This is a genomic window from Vibrio quintilis (assembly GCF_024529975.1).
Taxonomy (GTDB): domain Bacteria; phylum Pseudomonadota; class Gammaproteobacteria; order Enterobacterales; family Vibrionaceae; genus Vibrio; species Vibrio quintilis.
The window spans coordinates 1,336,464-1,352,002 of record NZ_AP024897.1 but is presented as its reverse complement, the minus strand read 5'-3'; the positions used below and the strand labels follow the sequence as shown (position 1 = coordinate 1,352,002).

General features: G+C 53.1%; 14 protein-coding genes. All 14 read left to right on the top strand.

The genetic code is table 11. The annotated features are described in order from the left end of the window. Positions 1–19: 19 nt before the first annotated feature. A complete protein-coding gene (locus tag OC443_RS06355) occupies positions 20–1,009 on the top strand; it encodes a tripartite tricarboxylate transporter substrate binding protein (protein ID WP_073579667.1) in 990 nt (329 codons plus the stop codon). A gap of 88 nt (positions 1,010–1,097) precedes the next feature. After that, the gene (locus tag OC443_RS06350) at positions 1,098–1,574 is read left to right on the top strand and encodes a tripartite tricarboxylate transporter TctB family protein (RefSeq protein WP_073579666.1); all 477 of its coding nucleotides are present in this window, start codon (positions 1,098–1,100) and stop codon (positions 1,572–1,574) included. A 12-nt stretch (positions 1,575–1,586) separates the two neighbouring features. After that, positions 1,587–3,107, top strand: coding sequence for a tripartite tricarboxylate transporter permease (locus OC443_RS06345; RefSeq protein ID WP_073579665.1), 1,521 nt, complete (start codon positions 1,587–1,589; stop codon positions 3,105–3,107). 366 nt (positions 3,108–3,473) lie between these two features. Continuing rightward, positions 3,474–4,073: a DUF4255 domain-containing protein gene (locus OC443_RS06340; protein WP_073579664.1), complete on the top strand. Its 600-nt coding sequence runs from the start codon at positions 3,474–3,476 to the stop codon at positions 4,071–4,073. Then, complete coding sequence (locus OC443_RS06335) at positions 4,070–4,876, top strand: hypothetical protein (protein ID WP_073579663.1); 807 nt, start codon at positions 4,070–4,072, stop codon at positions 4,874–4,876. Before OC443_RS06340 ends, OC443_RS06335 begins: the two co-directional genes overlap by 4 nt. Positions 4,877–5,119: 243 nt before the next feature. Beyond that, entirely contained in the window at positions 5,120–6,676 is a 1,557-nt protein-coding gene (locus OC443_RS06330; protein ID WP_073579662.1) for a phage tail sheath family protein, read from the top strand. A gap of 55 nt (positions 6,677–6,731) precedes the next feature. Next, on the top strand, positions 6,732–7,202 hold the full coding sequence (locus tag OC443_RS06325; RefSeq protein ID WP_073579661.1) for a phage tail protein: 471 nt from the start codon (positions 6,732–6,734) through the stop codon (positions 7,200–7,202). Between the two features lie 157 nt (positions 7,203–7,359). After that, positions 7,360–7,803 (top strand): phage tail protein, encoded by a 444-nt coding sequence (locus OC443_RS06320; protein ID WP_073579660.1) that lies wholly within the window; start codon positions 7,360–7,362, stop codon positions 7,801–7,803. Positions 7,804–7,847: 44 nt separating this feature from the next. Beyond that, positions 7,848–8,042, top strand: a complete 195-nt coding sequence (locus OC443_RS06315) for a hypothetical protein (RefSeq protein WP_073579659.1) — start codon at positions 7,848–7,850, stop codon at positions 8,040–8,042. Positions 8,043–8,044: 2 nt separating this feature from the next. After that, positions 8,045–8,710, top strand: a complete 666-nt coding sequence (locus OC443_RS06310; protein ID WP_073579658.1) for a CIS tube protein — start codon at positions 8,045–8,047, stop codon at positions 8,708–8,710. A 9-nt stretch (positions 8,711–8,719) separates the two neighbouring features. Beyond that, entirely contained in the window at positions 8,720–10,513 is a 1,794-nt protein-coding gene (vgrG, locus tag OC443_RS06305; protein ID WP_073579657.1) for a type VI secretion system tip protein VgrG, read from the top strand. A 93-nt stretch (positions 10,514–10,606) separates the two neighbouring features. After that, positions 10,607–10,906: a PAAR domain-containing protein gene (locus tag OC443_RS06300; RefSeq protein ID WP_073579656.1), complete on the top strand. Its 300-nt coding sequence runs from the start codon at positions 10,607–10,609 to the stop codon at positions 10,904–10,906. A gap of 136 nt (positions 10,907–11,042) precedes the next feature. Beyond that, positions 11,043–11,489, top strand: a complete 447-nt coding sequence (locus OC443_RS06295; RefSeq protein ID WP_073579655.1) for a GPW/gp25 family protein — start codon at positions 11,043–11,045, stop codon at positions 11,487–11,489. Positions 11,490–11,492: 3 nt separating this feature from the next. Then, positions 11,493–15,539, top strand: a complete 4,047-nt coding sequence (locus tag OC443_RS06290; protein WP_073579654.1) for a baseplate J/gp47 family protein — start codon at positions 11,493–11,495, stop codon at positions 15,537–15,539.

The following is a 15,539-nucleotide window of genomic DNA, read 5'->3' as shown; positions in this document are numbered from 1 at the left end:
GCCCAACAAGGAAGAATGTATGTTAAACAGAATCCGGGAGAAATCCCGCGCAGTCATGTACACGGTCGCTTTATGCTGTGGCACCATGTCAGGCGCGCATGCAGCCACACATATGATTGATGATGTTCACTTTCTGATTCCCGGAGGCGCCGGGGGCGGATGGGACAGCACCGCTCGCGGGCTTGGTGAAGCCCTGATGAAATCAAACGTCGCTGAAACAGTTTCATTCGAAAATATGTCCGGTGGCGGTGGTGGTAAAGCCATTGCGCACCTGATCAAAGCCGGTAAACAGGCCGAAGACACCCTGATGATCAACTCCACCCCGATCATTATCCGCGCCCTGTCCAAAGTGTTTCCGCAATCCTTCCATGATCTGACCCCGGTCGCCGCCGTTGTCGGCGATTACGCTGCATTTGTAGTGGGGAAAAATTCACCTTATCAGAACTTTCAGCAGGTCGTGGACGCTTACCTGAAAAATCCCCGCTCAGTGACAATTGGCGGCGGTTCAGCCAAAGGCAGTATGGACCATCTGGTGGCTGCACTGGCATTTCAGGCAGCCGGCGGCGACCCACGCCGGGTGAAGTACATTCCCTACGATGCCGGTGGTAAAGCGATGGCGGCTTTATTGTCTGGTGAAATACAGGTTCTCTCCACCGGTCTCAGCGAAGCTATCAACCTGGCTCAGGCCGGAGAAGTACACATTCTCGCGATGACAGGGGAAACACGCTCGCCGGTTGCACCGACTGTCCCGACACTGAAAGAACTCGGTTATGACGCCACTTTTGTCAACTGGCGCGGTGTCTTTGGCCCGCCGGGGCTCAGCGATGCTCAGGTCAAACACTACGATGACGCCCTTGCTGCCATGTTTAAAACCCCGGAATGGAAAACCGTCCGTGATCGCTACGGCTGGGTTGACCTGTACAAACCCGGCCCTGAGTTCCTGACGTTCCTCAGTGAGCAGGAAACTCAGATTGGTCAGTTAATGAAAACGCTGGGCTTCCTGCGTTAACAGAGCCCCATCATCCTGTTTCATTTTTTCCCGTTTTACCGCCTGTCTGGTCCGGAGACGCCCGGACAGGCATGATGAGGAGTCTCATATGACCATCACAAAAGATCATGCAGGCGGACTGCTGTTTCTCTGCTTTTCCATGTTATACGGATACTACACCCGCGAAATTGCACTCTTTCCCGGCGATGAATTCGAACCCTTTAACGCACGTTCCATGCCCACCGTACTTGCCGGACTTGGCATCGTGCTCTCTTTTTTACAACTCATCACCGTGAAGCGCCAGTTGCAGTCCGGCCAGAGCCGGGCAGGTATTCAGTACACACAGGCTGTGCAGCTGCTGATTTTGATGCTGGTGTTCTCATTTGCGCTGCCGTGGGCCGGGTTCCTGATTGCCACGATTGGCTTTCTGCTCGCCGGTTACCGGATACTGGGCGAACGTCGTCCCCGGATACTGCTGGTTGCGTCTGTCCCCTTTGCCGTTGGTTTCTGGGTTTTACTGACTCAGGTGCTTGATATTTATCTGGCACCGGGATGGCTGGCTGAACAACTCTGGCTGAACAATTAAGGGAGATGCGTCATGTTTGAAGGATTATCGATTGGTCTGTCCACGGCAGTGATGCCATTCAATCTGCTCATGGTGATCATCGGCTGTTTTGCCGGGACTTTCATCGGCATGTTGCCCGGTCTCGGGCCGATTTCAGCCATTGCACTGATGGTGCCAATCACCTATGGTCTGGAACCCTCTTCCGGCATTATTCTGATGGCCGGTGTTTACTATGGTGCAATTTTCGGCGGCTCAACCTCTTCAATTCTGATTAATGCACCGGGGTGTGCCAGTACGGTTGTCACCGCATTTGATGGCTACCCGATGACCCGGAACAATCAGGCCGGGAAGGCACTGGCACTGGCGGCCTACTCCTCTTTCACCGGTGGAACTGTCGGGGCTATCGTGTTGCTGTTCGCTGCGCCCGCGCTGGCACAGGTGTCACTCAGCTTTCAGTCCGGTGATTATTTCGCCCTGATGGTACTCGGCCTGACCGCAGTGGCAGCGTTTTCCGGTAAAGGACAGGTGCTCAAAGCGCTGATGATGACCGTATTTGGTCTGATGATTTCGACAGTCGGCAACGATGTGATGACCGGTATTCCCCGGTTCACCTTCGGACAAACCGATTTGATCGATGGTATCAGCTTCCTGCTGCTGGCAATGGCAACCTTTGCCCTGACCGAAGTAATTTTAGCCGTGATGCGGGGCGAACACCGCCAGAAAGATACGCAGATTAAAATGAGTGAACTGGGCAGTATGAAATTGTCGAAAGAAGAGATCAAACAGGTTATCCCAACGATTTCCCGCTCTTCTGTGTTTGGCTTTTTAATCGGAGTGCTGCCCGGTGCAGGCGCGACCATTGCCTCATTTCTGAGCTACGGCATGGAAAGACACTTTGCCCCGGAGAAAGAAAAAGCGAAATTTGGTCACGGTTCTCTGCGCGGTCTGGCTGCGCCGGAATCGGCCAATAATGCCGCATCAACAGGGTCATTCGTTCCGCTGCTGACACTGGGAATTCCCGGCTCAGGCACCACTGCCGTGATGCTCGGAGCGCTGATCGCTTATGGTATTCAGCCGGGGCCGCGTCTGTTTGCTGATAATCCGGACGTATTCTGGTCGGTGATTGTGTCAATGTATTTCGGCAACCTGGTATTGCTGATTCTGAATCTGCCGCTGATCCCTTATATTGCGAGATTACTGGTGATTCCAAGACCGATTCTGATTCCGCTGATCCTGTTCTTCTCCATCACCGGCGTTTATCTGGTCAGCTTTAACACTTTTGATATTCAGATGATGGTCCTGATTACCGCGGTTGCCATGCTGTTGCGCCTGCTCAATTTCCCGATGGCCCCGATGCTGCTTGGTTTTGTACTCGGCGACATTATGGAGAAAAACCTCAGCCGCGCCTTATCACTGCATGACGGCGCTATCAGCTTTCTCTGGGAGCGCCCGCTAACACTGGTCATCATTTCTCTGGCCGTGATTGCTCTGCTTTATCCTTTCGTCAAGCATCTGCTCTCATTCCGGCGGACGAAATTGTCGTCTGCGCATTAAGCTCCCCCAAAGGGATCTGCATAACAACAGATCCCAACACGCCCGCCCCGTCTGATGGGCGGGCGTATTTCTTAGCAGCCTGTCCTGACAAAATTCAGGCGTCTGTCCTCACAAAAGCACTTTCCTCACAAAAGCATGTCCTCACAAAAAGCACCCATAAAGAGCAGCCGCTGCAAAAATCATCCCTCCAAAAGCGTCTGTCCTCACAAGAACACTCATATGAGCAGGTGTCTGTCCCCACAAGAAAAATGAAAACCATCACTCATCAACTTTACTCATATACAACATGGATATATCTTTAATAGTCCGGGGGGTTGAAATCCACCTCCCCGGCAAACACCGGATCACCCGCCACAGGAGAAAAACATGCTCGACGATTGTTTGAATTACCTCTGTGAGCGGATGAATCAGTCGCTCAGACCCGCCTTTGATCTGGCTGAAGAATTGGTGGTGGTTTCACCGCCGTCGGGTACAGAAACCACCGGCCAGGTAACGACGGAGAACAGAATACTGGTGTTTCTCAGTAATCTGGAGCGGGATCCGTTTTCCAAACCGGGACTGGTGCCGGGCGGACAGACCCGGCAGCGGGTAGCCCTGACCAGCAAACCCTTATATCTGACACTGTCTGTAGTGATCGCCGCAAACTTTTCCGGATCAAACGCTTCCGGAGCAAACTATAGCGACGGCCTGAAAGTTTTATCTCATCTGCTGGCTTTCTTTCACCGCAATCCTGTCTTTCACCGCCAGAACGCGCCCGATCTGCCGGAGGACATCGAACAAATTGCGATGGAGATGGAAAGTATTCCCGGCAATGAACTCAGCCATATGTGGAGCATGCTGGGTTCGAAGTACCTGCCCTCTTGTGTCTACCGGGTGCGGGTCGCTATTCCGGACAGTGAAACCATTCTGACGCAAACCGGCCGCCTGGGCACGACGGACCCGTCAATTTACAGGAAGGGGGAATGATGGTGTTCTATCAACCTTATTTATCCATCATGGTGGCGCACAGTTATTTTGCGTCCGGGATCGCACATCCGATCACTGTGACCCCTGCCGCTGAAACCCTGAAATGGCTGAACCAGCATCAGATGTGCCTGAAAGCTGCGCCGGGCGGGCTGAATATTTTTGCCGATCAGGCCACACTGGCAGAGATACCGTCACCACAATCGGTGGTGCAGCTTCAGTTTAAACTGTTCAGCAGCGACCCTTATTTTCGTCATTACACCGATATGCCGTTAACAGTTCCGCTTGCTGCCGCGCAATTTGAAGCGGTATTTGACTCTCAGGAACCGCTGTTCATCCCCCCGCAGCAATGGCTGTCGCCAGAGCAAATGCAGCAGTCGCCCGCTGCTGAAATCGTGAATCAGCAGGATTTCAGCCAGAATTTAACCGGTCTGGTCAACCTGAAGCTGCCACCGGAATCCTTCTCTGAACCCGGTAAAGAAGTGACCCTGACTTTCACCCATTGTGAGGCTTACTGGAAATACTATTTTCTGTCGCTGACGCCATCCGGAACACCGGAGATTCGCGACCCCAGACAAATCTATGTATTTGATGAACCGGTCCGGAAACAGCTTAATCAGCACAACGTGATGACATTTGTCTCTCAAACGCCGGTTCCGGTGTTACAGCACTCTCCCTTCACTTTTCAGCTGAAAGACCGGCATCAGATGATTTATAAGCGTCTGCCCGCAGCTGACCCGCAGCAGCTCGAAATCATTCGTGATGGCAAAACCTCTCAGCGACTGTGTCACCTTTATGTGAGATGAGTCATCTGTCGGCGTCTGTTCGTCAGTTAAGTTTGTTCATCTATAAAAAACAACAGCTTGGCAAGGGTTGCCTTTCTTGACACAAAAAGTAGTAACAACTATACCTAAGTTAGATACCTGCATGAATGCATAGCAACTGATTTTATTCATGCACATTATCTTGCTTTGAGAACGACTTTGACATCGTCTCTCATGATGTAAGGCATGAGGCAGCAATTCATCTCAGACCACAAGGATTTTATTATGGGTGTCATGAAAACCCCCGGCGTGTATATCGTCGAAAAAAATGCCTTTCCCAATTCAGTTGTCGAGGTTGCTACTGCGGTTCCCGCATTCATCGGGTATACACAAAAAGCAGACAATGGCGGGAAATCCCTTCGTAACCAACCGTGGCGTATTACGTCGATGTCAGAGTTTCGCCAGTACTTCGGCGGACCGCCGCTGCACCAGTTTGAACTGAGTGAAACCGGTGATGATGCCGCCGCGCGTCCGGTTTTCAGCCAGGACGGGACTGACTATCAAATCAAGCAGTCCAACGCCCGTCACCTGCTGTATTACAGCATGATGTTCTTCTTCCAGAACGGCGGTGGCCCCTGCTATATCGTCTCTGTTGGCAGCTATACCGATGACCCGGATGCCGGTGCACTCAAAGGCGGTATTACCCCGCTGATCAAAGAACAGGAACCGACCATGCTGGTGATCCCGGAAGTGGTCCAGCTCGCCGAAGATGACTGCATTAATGTGCAGCAGGCGATGCTGCAACACTGCGGCGGAAAGATGAAAAACCGGGTGGCTGTTCTGGATGTCTGGGAAGGTTTTAAAGACCGCCAGGATCCCGGTGGCGACTGTATTGAAAACTTCCGCTCCAAGCTGGGCATCAACTATCTCGATTTCTCCGCTGCTTATTATCCGTGGCTCAACACCTCGATTGTTCAGGACAGCGACCTCGATTTCCACCACATCAGCAACACAGACAAACTCACCGAATTGCTGACAGCCGAAGTCAACGCTGCCTTCAAAGATCTCGAAGGCTTATCCGAAGATGATCTCAATACCGGCGGCAATAAACTCCGGGCGACCCGCAAAAAACAGATGCTGGATGAAATCGCCAAATTAGCCGACGAGGCACTGCCGGATCAGGAACAGGTGCTGCTCAATAAAGTCCTGCTGACCATGAGCCCGCTGTATCAAACCATCATGGAAGACATCAAACTCCAGCATAACATTCTGCCGCCTGCGGCTGCGATGGCGGGCGTTTATACCATGGTCGATAACGCGCGGGGCGTGTGGAAAGCACCGGCCAATGTCAGCTTAAATGCTGTGGTTTCTCCGACCGTCAATATCAGCGATGACGAACAGGAAGATCTGAACGTCACCACTCAGGGAAAATCCATCAACGCGATCCGGCCGTTTGTCGGCGAAGGCACACTGGTCTGGGGTGCCCGGACATTAGACGGCAACAGCCTTGACTGGCGTTATATCAACGTGCGCCGCACCATGATTATGCTGGAAGAATCCATCCGGCTGGCTTCCAAAGCCTACGTGTTTGAGCCGAATGTTGCCAATACCTGGGTTTCCATGGAAAGCATGATCGGCAACTTCCTGTATGGCATCTGGAAGCGGGGCGGGCTGGCAGGCTCTTCACCCGATGAAGCCTACAGTGTCAGCGTTGGTCTGGGAAAAACCATGACACCGGAAGATATTCTGGAAGGCATTCTGAGAATTACCGTTCTGGTTGCGATCAGCCGTCCGGCTGAATTTATCGAAATCACCTTCCAGCAAAAAATGCAGGAATCGTAGCGCCCGGCTCAGCTGAGAAAGGCGAAACAACACAGAATTTTAAAAGGAGAATCCCATGGCAGATGATGGCTCAGCACAATCCCAAACCGTCTGGCCCATGCCCAAGTTCCACTTTGAAGTAAAGTGGGACGGTGGTGCCGGTGCGGATATGGTGGCTGCATTTCAGGAAATATCCGGGCTCGATACCGAGGCACAACCGATTGAATACCGCGCGGGCAACAGCCCGGTATTTTCGACCATAAAGATGCCAGGTATCGTCAAAACCAGTAATGTCACGCTCAAGAAAGGCATTTTCAAAAGTGATAACAAGTTCTATGACTGGTACTCGAAAATCAAGATGAACACCATCGCCCGGACCGCCGTCACCATCAACTTACTTGATGAATCCGGTGCACCGGTAATGAGCTGGAAACTGAAAAACGCCTGGCCGACCAAGGTCACAGGCACCGACCTGAAGTCAGACGGCAATGAAGTTGCCGTAGAAACGATAGAACTGGCCCATGAAGGGCTGGAAATTTCGGTCTGATCAATGCCGGTATCCGTCAGCCATCACCACTTGCAACGGTGTTTTTTGCAGCGGGTGATGGCTGAATCCGGCACAGGTTCAGCACATTGATCTTTAACGACGTATACATCTTTTACGTTTATCACAGAGAAACATTTATCGCAGAGAAAGAGTCAATATGGCAGAACAATGGCCGCTTCCGGCGTTTTATTTCACCGTTGTGATTGACAACAATCAGGACGATTCTGCTTTTCAGGAAGTTTCCGGGATTGAATCTCAGATCGAGACGGAAGAGTACCGCGAAGGCGGCAACAATCTGGTCTATTACCTGCCCAAAACGATTAAACACAGCAATCTTTCTCTTAAACGGGGAATCGCCGGTTCAGATTCGGCACTGGTGAAATGGTGTCAGGGCATCATGGAATCACAGCTGAGCAAACCGGTTCAGCCCAAAACCGTGTCTGTCCGGCTTCTGAATGAAAAAGGCGCACCATGCTGCGTCTGGGTGCTTTACAACGCCTATCCCGTGAAATGGAAAGTCGATGGTTTTCAGGCTACAAAAAATGAAGTCGCGATTGAAGAAGTTGAATTGTGTTACAGCAGAGTCAAAAGAACGAAATAAGTCAGGATTGCAGAAAAATCTTATGACAAGACAGAGTAAAGCCAATGCCTATAGAAGTTAAACAGATGACGATTCAATCGAATGTCACCAGCACACCGGCTGACCAGACAAAGCAGGAAACCGTCAAACCTCCCTGCCCGGACGATGGTTTGGCCACACTTTGTCCGCACGACGGTGAACAGTATCAGGCCATGAAAGTGCTGTTCCATAAGCTGGAACAGGACCGACGGGAGCGCTGAGCATGGTCGATAAACTCAAAATTTCATCGATTGCGGAATCGGGCAATGCCGCGGAAACCTTTCAGGCGATGCTCAATCCGGAGTCCCTGTCCCATGAAGTGGGCATCAACTATACCGATGACTCGTGTAAGAATCGTCAGCCCCAGGGCAATAATGGTAAGAAAGTCGAACTGAGCGGCTATCAGAGCGAAACGCTTAAATTTGACATACTGATGGATGCCACCGGTGTGGTGGAACAGAAAAAAGCCAAATCGATTGCACAGCAGCTCAAGTCCCTGAAAAAAGTCACCTACGACTATCGTGGCAGCCAGCACGAACCCAACAAAGTCAAAATCTTCTGGGGTACCCTGACCTTTCAGGGACGTCTGTCCTCCATGAGTGTCAGCTACACCCTGTTTAATTCTTCCGGTACACCGCTCCGGGCCAAAGTCAGCCTGAGCTTTAAAGGCTATCTGTCTGAAGAAGAGAAGGAAGCAGAGGCTAAAAAATCTTCGCCGGATCTGACCCACCTGGTTGAATTCAAAGCCGGAGACACCCTGCCGCAGCTGTGCGAGAAAATTTACAGGGACAGTCGCTATTATCCGGACGTTGCGCGGGTGAATCATCTGGCGAGTGTGCGTCATATCCGGCCGGGCACCCGGCTGTATTTTCCGCCACTGGTCAAGTGAGGCGATTGTATGGCTGAATCTCCCGCAAAAAACAGCTCCGGCGTCACGTCATTCACGATTAAGGCCGATGGCAACACCATCGACAGTAAAATCGGTGTGATTGCTGTTCATATCAATTATCAGGTCAATCAGATTGCCTCCGCCGATCTGGTGCTCAGTGACGGCAATGTGGCGGAGCAGACATTTGAAGTCAGTCAGGGAGACACCTTTAAACCAGGGACTAAAATTTCCATCAGTGCCGGTTATGCCGGGGACGAAGAGACCATTTTTGAAGGCATTGTCATCACGCATGCGATCCGGATTACCGGCAACAATCAGTCCACCCTGAATATCACCTGTAAAGATCAGGCGGTCGCCATGACGATTGCCCGCCACAGCCAGAGTTATCTGAAGCAGTCAGACAGCGACATTATCAGCAGCCTGATCGCTGCCTGTTCCGGCGTCAGCGCAGAGAAAGTCGAAAGCATCTCCGAAAAACATGATGAGCTGGTTCAGTTCAACTGCAGCGACTGGGATTTCATGCTGGCCCGTGCTGAGGTCAACGGTTTCGTGGTGTGTAATCAGTCCGGCAAAATTTCTGTCGCGCCGCCCTCGGTCGATCAGTCTGCAGTGCTGGCGGTGACCTATGGGACAGACTTAATTGATTTCTCGGCAGCGATTGATGCCCGCCACCAGCTCAAACAGGTGACAGGCACAGGCTGGGATCCCGGCCAGCAAAAAATGCTGAAAGGACAGCCCGCCGCGCAGTCGATTGCCGATCAGGGCAACCTGAGCGACAGCGATTTAGCCAAAGTACTCGGTATTGATGATTATCGCCTGCAAACTTCCGCAACGCTGAGCCAGGATATGCTGACCAGCTGGGCCAAAGGCCAGCGGGTGAAATCCATGCTGGCCAAGGTGCGGGGGTCACTCACCTTTCAGGGCTCAGCCAAAGCGAAAATCGATACCCTGATTCAGCTCACCGGCGTCGGAGACCGCTTTAACGGCGCTCACTATATCGGCGCAGTCCATCACCGCATTGAAAACGGACAATGGCTGACCACAGTTGATTTGGGCCTGTCCCCGATGTGGTCTGCAGAACACCGCGACCTCGGCGCACCACCGGCGGCGGGCTGGCTGCCGCCGGTGGACGGCCTGCAAATCGGGCTGGTGACCAAACTTGATGAAGACCCGGAATCACAAAACCGCATTCAGGTTGAAATACCGGCACTCGGTGATGAAAACAACCTGGTGTGGGCAAGATTCGCCAGCTATTACGCCACGCAAACCAGCGGTAATTTCTTCATTCCGGAAGCGGGTGATGAAGTGGTGCTCGGCTATATCAACCAGGATCCGGGCCAGCCCATCATACTGGGCAGTCTCTACAGCAGTAAGCACACACCACCTTATTCGCTGACGGCAGAAAATAACACCAAGGCCATTGTGACTAAAAGTCAGTTAAAGATTGAATTCAGTGAAGAAGACAAGGTCACCACAATTTTAACCCCCGGCGGTAACAGCATCACTCTCAGCGATAAGGATAAATCGATCAAACTCGCAGATCAGAACAGCAACACCGTCACCCTCAGCGACAGCGGTATCTCGCTGGAAAGCCCGAAAGACATCAAACTCACCGCCAAAGGAGAAATCACTCTGGAATCAACCAATAACACCAGTATCAAGGCCCAGATGGATGTAAAGATACAGGGGATGAATGTCGATGCCGAAGCTCAAACCGGACTGACCGCCAAAGGCTCGGCAACTGCAGAGCTCTCAGCCTCCGGTATGACCACTATCAAAGGGGGACTGGTCAAAATTAACTGATAAAAAGTCACTGATAAACAGTTACTGGCAGAAGAGATTCATGAAAAAACGAATTGACAGAAAACAGATACAGAACAACAGGAAAAACAACCCATGACATTTGCTGCACGAATTACAGATATGCATGTTTGCCCGATGGTGACTCCCGGCTTACCACCGGTGCCGCATGTGGGCGGTCCGGTGATTGGTCCGGGTGTCCCGACTGTCCTGATTGGCAGCCTGCCGGCCGCCGTTGTCGGCGACATGTGTACCTGCGTCGGCCCGCCTTCGACAATTGTTCAGGGTTCAGCAACCGTGATGATCGGCGGCAAACCCGCAGCAAGAATGGGCGACACCACCAACCACGGCGGCAACATTGCCATCGGCTGTCCGACCGTCCTGATCGGTGGTTAGCGATGCTCTTAACTAAAGAAGCGCTGTGACTCACGAAGAGCTGTGGTTAACGATGATCTGCTGAAAACACGACCTGTTGAAAACATGATCTGTTATAAAAAACAAATGGTTAACAAAAAGAAAAAAGGAATCAACCATGAGCGAACACAATGCATTTCTCGGCACCGGCTGGGCTTTTCCCCCGAGCTTTGCCCCGGCCGGTCAGGCAGTCACTCTCAGCCGGGATGAGCAGGATATTCATCAGAGTCTGACGATTCTCCTGTCCACCTCGCCCGGAGAACGCATTATGCATCCGGACTACGGCTGTCGCCTTAACCGTTACATGTTTGCCGAGCTGACACAGACCACGCTCACCGAAGTCGAATATGAAATCCGTCAGGCGATCTTATTTTTCGAATCCCGCATTGACCTGATGGCGGTCAGTTTTATCCCGGAACCGATGCAGGGCAAACTGATGGTCGATCTGGACTACCGGATTGTCACCACCAACACCCGTGGCAATATGGTGTACCCGTTTTATTTACAGGAAGGCACCCTCGTCAACCCGGCGTTACTGCCTGCCCGTGAGATTCAGGACGGCTAAGCAATGACAACGCGTCAGGAGAGAGCCGTTCAGGCACTGTCGCCCGGATTTTTTCAGCTGCACGAACTAAGCTTTGAGCAGCTGTTAGTCTGGGCCAGACAGTTCGCGCAGTTACTGCCCTACCGTAACGCTGACGATCATGAAGCGGGCAGCTGGGAAGGTATGTTCGCTCAAAGTGAACTGGTGGTCTGTGCCACGATACAGAGCCTCGACCTGCATCACTGCCAGCAGCATTTCAGGCAGGCCAGACAACTGGGCACACAACCCGCGCTTGACTATCTGCTTCACCTCTGCCGGCAAATGAACCAATGGTACATCTGGCTGCCGGACTCTCCGGCGCTGGCTTTTGAATTGAAATCTTTGTTGCTACACTGCTATCAGACCCGCCTGACAACCCCGCTGCAGCAACTCATCGGCAGTCTGCCACCGGAATCCTGCCCGGATTTAAGCAGCCTCGACCCGCTGTGGGGATTGAATCATATTGCGCAAACTGCCGGGGAAGCTGATCATCTCCAACACTGCTTTTCCAAAATCATGCTGGCGATTGCCGCGCTGCAACAAGACTGTCAGGGCTTACTCAAGCGCGGCCTGAATCACGGCGAAACCCCGCCTCAGCTGGCGCTGTATGTCAGTTTTCTCAAACTGTTTCAGCGTGCCCAGCAAAAGATCAATCAGCTGACGCAAAACCACCTGACCTTTTACTATCGCGACGTCCTGAAACAGGCCGGAAAATCCGCGCCCGGCGAGCAGGTCTGTCTCAAATTATCGCTGCCGCCCAACCGCAGCAAACCGCTCACCGTTGAAGCGGGAGATATTTTCAGTCCGGGTCAGGATGAACAGTTCCGGCGGATTGATTACCGGGCCACCCAGCCTCTGCTGGTCACTGATGCGGAAGTCACGCAGGCTTTTCATCTGACCTTCAGGCGCGACCCGCTGGTTTCACCGGAGCGGGTGACCGGTTTTGTTTGCGGCGTACACGGCTGCCGGACCAGCATCGACCCGGCATCAACCGGGGCCGGATTGCCACCGGAACAGGCTTTCCCGCTGTTTTCCAGTGATACACTTTCCAGTCAGGAGCCTGCCAGTCAGAATCATTCTGATCTTCAGACCATGGGACTGGTGATTGCCGATCCAGTCTTTGCCATGGCAGAAGGACAGCGGCAACTGACGATTCACTTTCGTCTGCACGAAGTGCGCAGTAACCTGATTGTCCAGCAGGTACAAATGCTTGGGCATGAGCCGGAGCATACAGAGACAGACGAAACCAGCATCCGCCACGGGTTAACCCTTATTTTTGAACAGCTGCTCCTCACCCATGGTCATCTGCTGGGTGACCAGCGCAGGCACATTGAGCCCAGGCAACTGGTCAGGCAGCTCAGCAGTGCAGAAATCGAAACACTGCGCCGCCATGAGCCATCCGAACGGTTCGATGATGTGTACCGCTGCTTCTTTCTCAGCCTGCTGTATCAAACCCGCGATCAGGATATTTTCTTCCGCCTGTTCGGCCAGCTCATCTGCCGCCATACGCTGAGTAACCGCAACTGGCTGAGCCGTCAGGAAAGACGGCTGATCTGGCGTAAAGCCAAAACACTGCACAGAACCGAACGCATCGACACCATTGCCCTTGAAACGCTCAAAGGACTCCTGCGCCATGCCAAAATCACGGTGTTTTACCAGCTGTTCAGCGACATTTTTGACTTTCAGCTTACGACCACCGAAGGCTGGGAAACCATTTCAGATACCCAGATTCATCCGCTCAAAGCGCATCTGTCCCGGCAAAAAGGCTTTGTCTTAACTTTTAATCTCGACCCCGGATTTTCTGCTGCTGTTCCGGCTCAGGCAGAACTGCACGGCTCACAGTGGCAACTGAAACATCCGGGACTGAAACTGACGCTCAAAGCACAAAGCAACTGTTTTCCTTACTCGATCTTCCGGGATTTTGAGCTGGCAACCATCGACATCACCAGCAAGGTTCAGGGGGTCACCCGCTTCAAGCTGTTCAACCATGACGGACAAGCCGACCCCGGTCAGCCATTTTTTATGTTTGGCGTGCAGCCCACCGACGAATCCGCACTGGTCATTGCCAGCGAGGAGCTGGCGCGCAAACAGCTTCAGGCACTGACCTTTCATCTTGACTGGGCCGGGCTGCCCCGCGGCAGTGACGGATTCAGGCAGCATTATCATGGTTACCCGTTCGCTTATCGCAATCACAGTTTTCAGGTGACCACAGAAGTGCTGAGCAACGGCCGCTGGCAACCAATGGGTAACCCCGCGCAGCCGCTGTTTCAGCCTGCCAGCGGTCAGTTAAACAAAACCAGTCAGCTGCACATTACTGCCATGCAGCAGGCATTTACCCCGGTCATGCATGCCTGGCCGCAGGCACCGTTCAGCCATCAGTCCGGGCTGCGCAACGGATTATTTAAAATCAGACTGATCAAACCGGAAACCGCCTTCGGACATCACCTGTACGGTCCGCTGTTCAGTCAGGTACTGACGGAAAATGCCCGGCGCAAAAAATGGCTGCCTGAAAAATTACCCGCCGGGAAAAAGCTGCTCAACACTCAGGTGCCTGTCCCCGCAGCACCGTATACGCCGGTGCTGAATCAGCTCACCATTGATTATCACGCCCACAGCCGGATCGATCTTGCCAGTCTGAATACCCGCCACCCGGCGCAAATCATTCATCTGCACCCTTTCGGACAGCAGCAGATTTACCCGCCTGCCGACCCGCAGCGCTACACAACACCCAGACTGCTGCCGGATTATCAGCACGACAGCCATCTGCTGATCGGAATTTCAGCCACTGAACTGTCCGGTTATCTGAATCTGTACTTTTTGCTCGACGGACAGTCGAAGCTGCTGACACCGTATCCGTCCACCTGTTACCACTGGCAGTATCTGGTCGGGGATGAGTGGCGAACGCTGCCGGCGAAAAATATAACTCAGGATTCCACGAAGGGCTTTCTGACCAGCGGGCTGATCACGCTGGATATTCCCGCTGCCATTGATACCACGCACCGGGTGATGCCGGATGGCTGTTTCTGGCTGCGCGTCAGCACCAGTAACGGCATCGGGTTTTATCCTCACTGCCGCCATATCGCCACCCATGTGATCACGGTTCAGGGAGCGGGTGAGACCAGGCAGCGGGATATGTTATTCAGCGACTGGCAGCGCTTCCCGGGACAGTCCGGTGCCGGTGATATCATTCAGCTCACCCCGGCAGGCGGGTTACCGGCACAGGAAACCCGCCCGCAGTGGATCACCCGCGTCAGCGAACAGCTGCGCCATAAAGGACAGGCGATTACACCATGGGATTATGAACATCTGGTGCTGGAGCAGTTTGACATCACCGGTGCTGCCGACTGTTTTGCCCACAGCCGTTTTGACAGCCACCAGCCGGAAGCAGGCCATGTACTGATGATTGTCCGCCCGGCAGACACAACATGTGACCACACGCCCTGTCAGCCGAAAGTACTGGATTCCGCCACGTTGCTGGAAATCCGGGATTATCTGCGTTCGGTCAGCCGCCAGAGCTGCCGGATTGAGGTCCGCAATCCCGGTTTTGAAACCATTCAGGTGCGTTGTTACATCAGCTTTCATCCCGGCGTTCATCACGGACCGGCACAGCGCCAGCTCAATCAACGGCTGAACCACGCCCTCTGCCCTTGGCATCAAGACAGCATGAACACCGGGCTTGGCTGGCAACTGTCGCTCAATAAGCTGGCCGCCTTTATCGGACAGCAGCCAGAAGTCGCCGGCGTCAGCGGCGTTTCTGTGCTCAAAATCAGCCAGCAGCAACAGACCGGTTACACCTTACAGGACAGCGCGGTACAACAGCAGCCGGTCAGGGCCGGATATCCGTGGAACCTGCTGATTCCGGCCGCCCATCATTACCTGCGGGTCACCGCCAGCCCGGTCAGCGCCGAACCACAACCGGCAGGCATCGGGGAACTGGTGATCGGGGAGCAACTGATTATTGATTCATCCGGGGATTTCTCAAATAAGGGAACAGGGGAAACGCCTGAAGAAACAACCAGGGGAACAGACTAA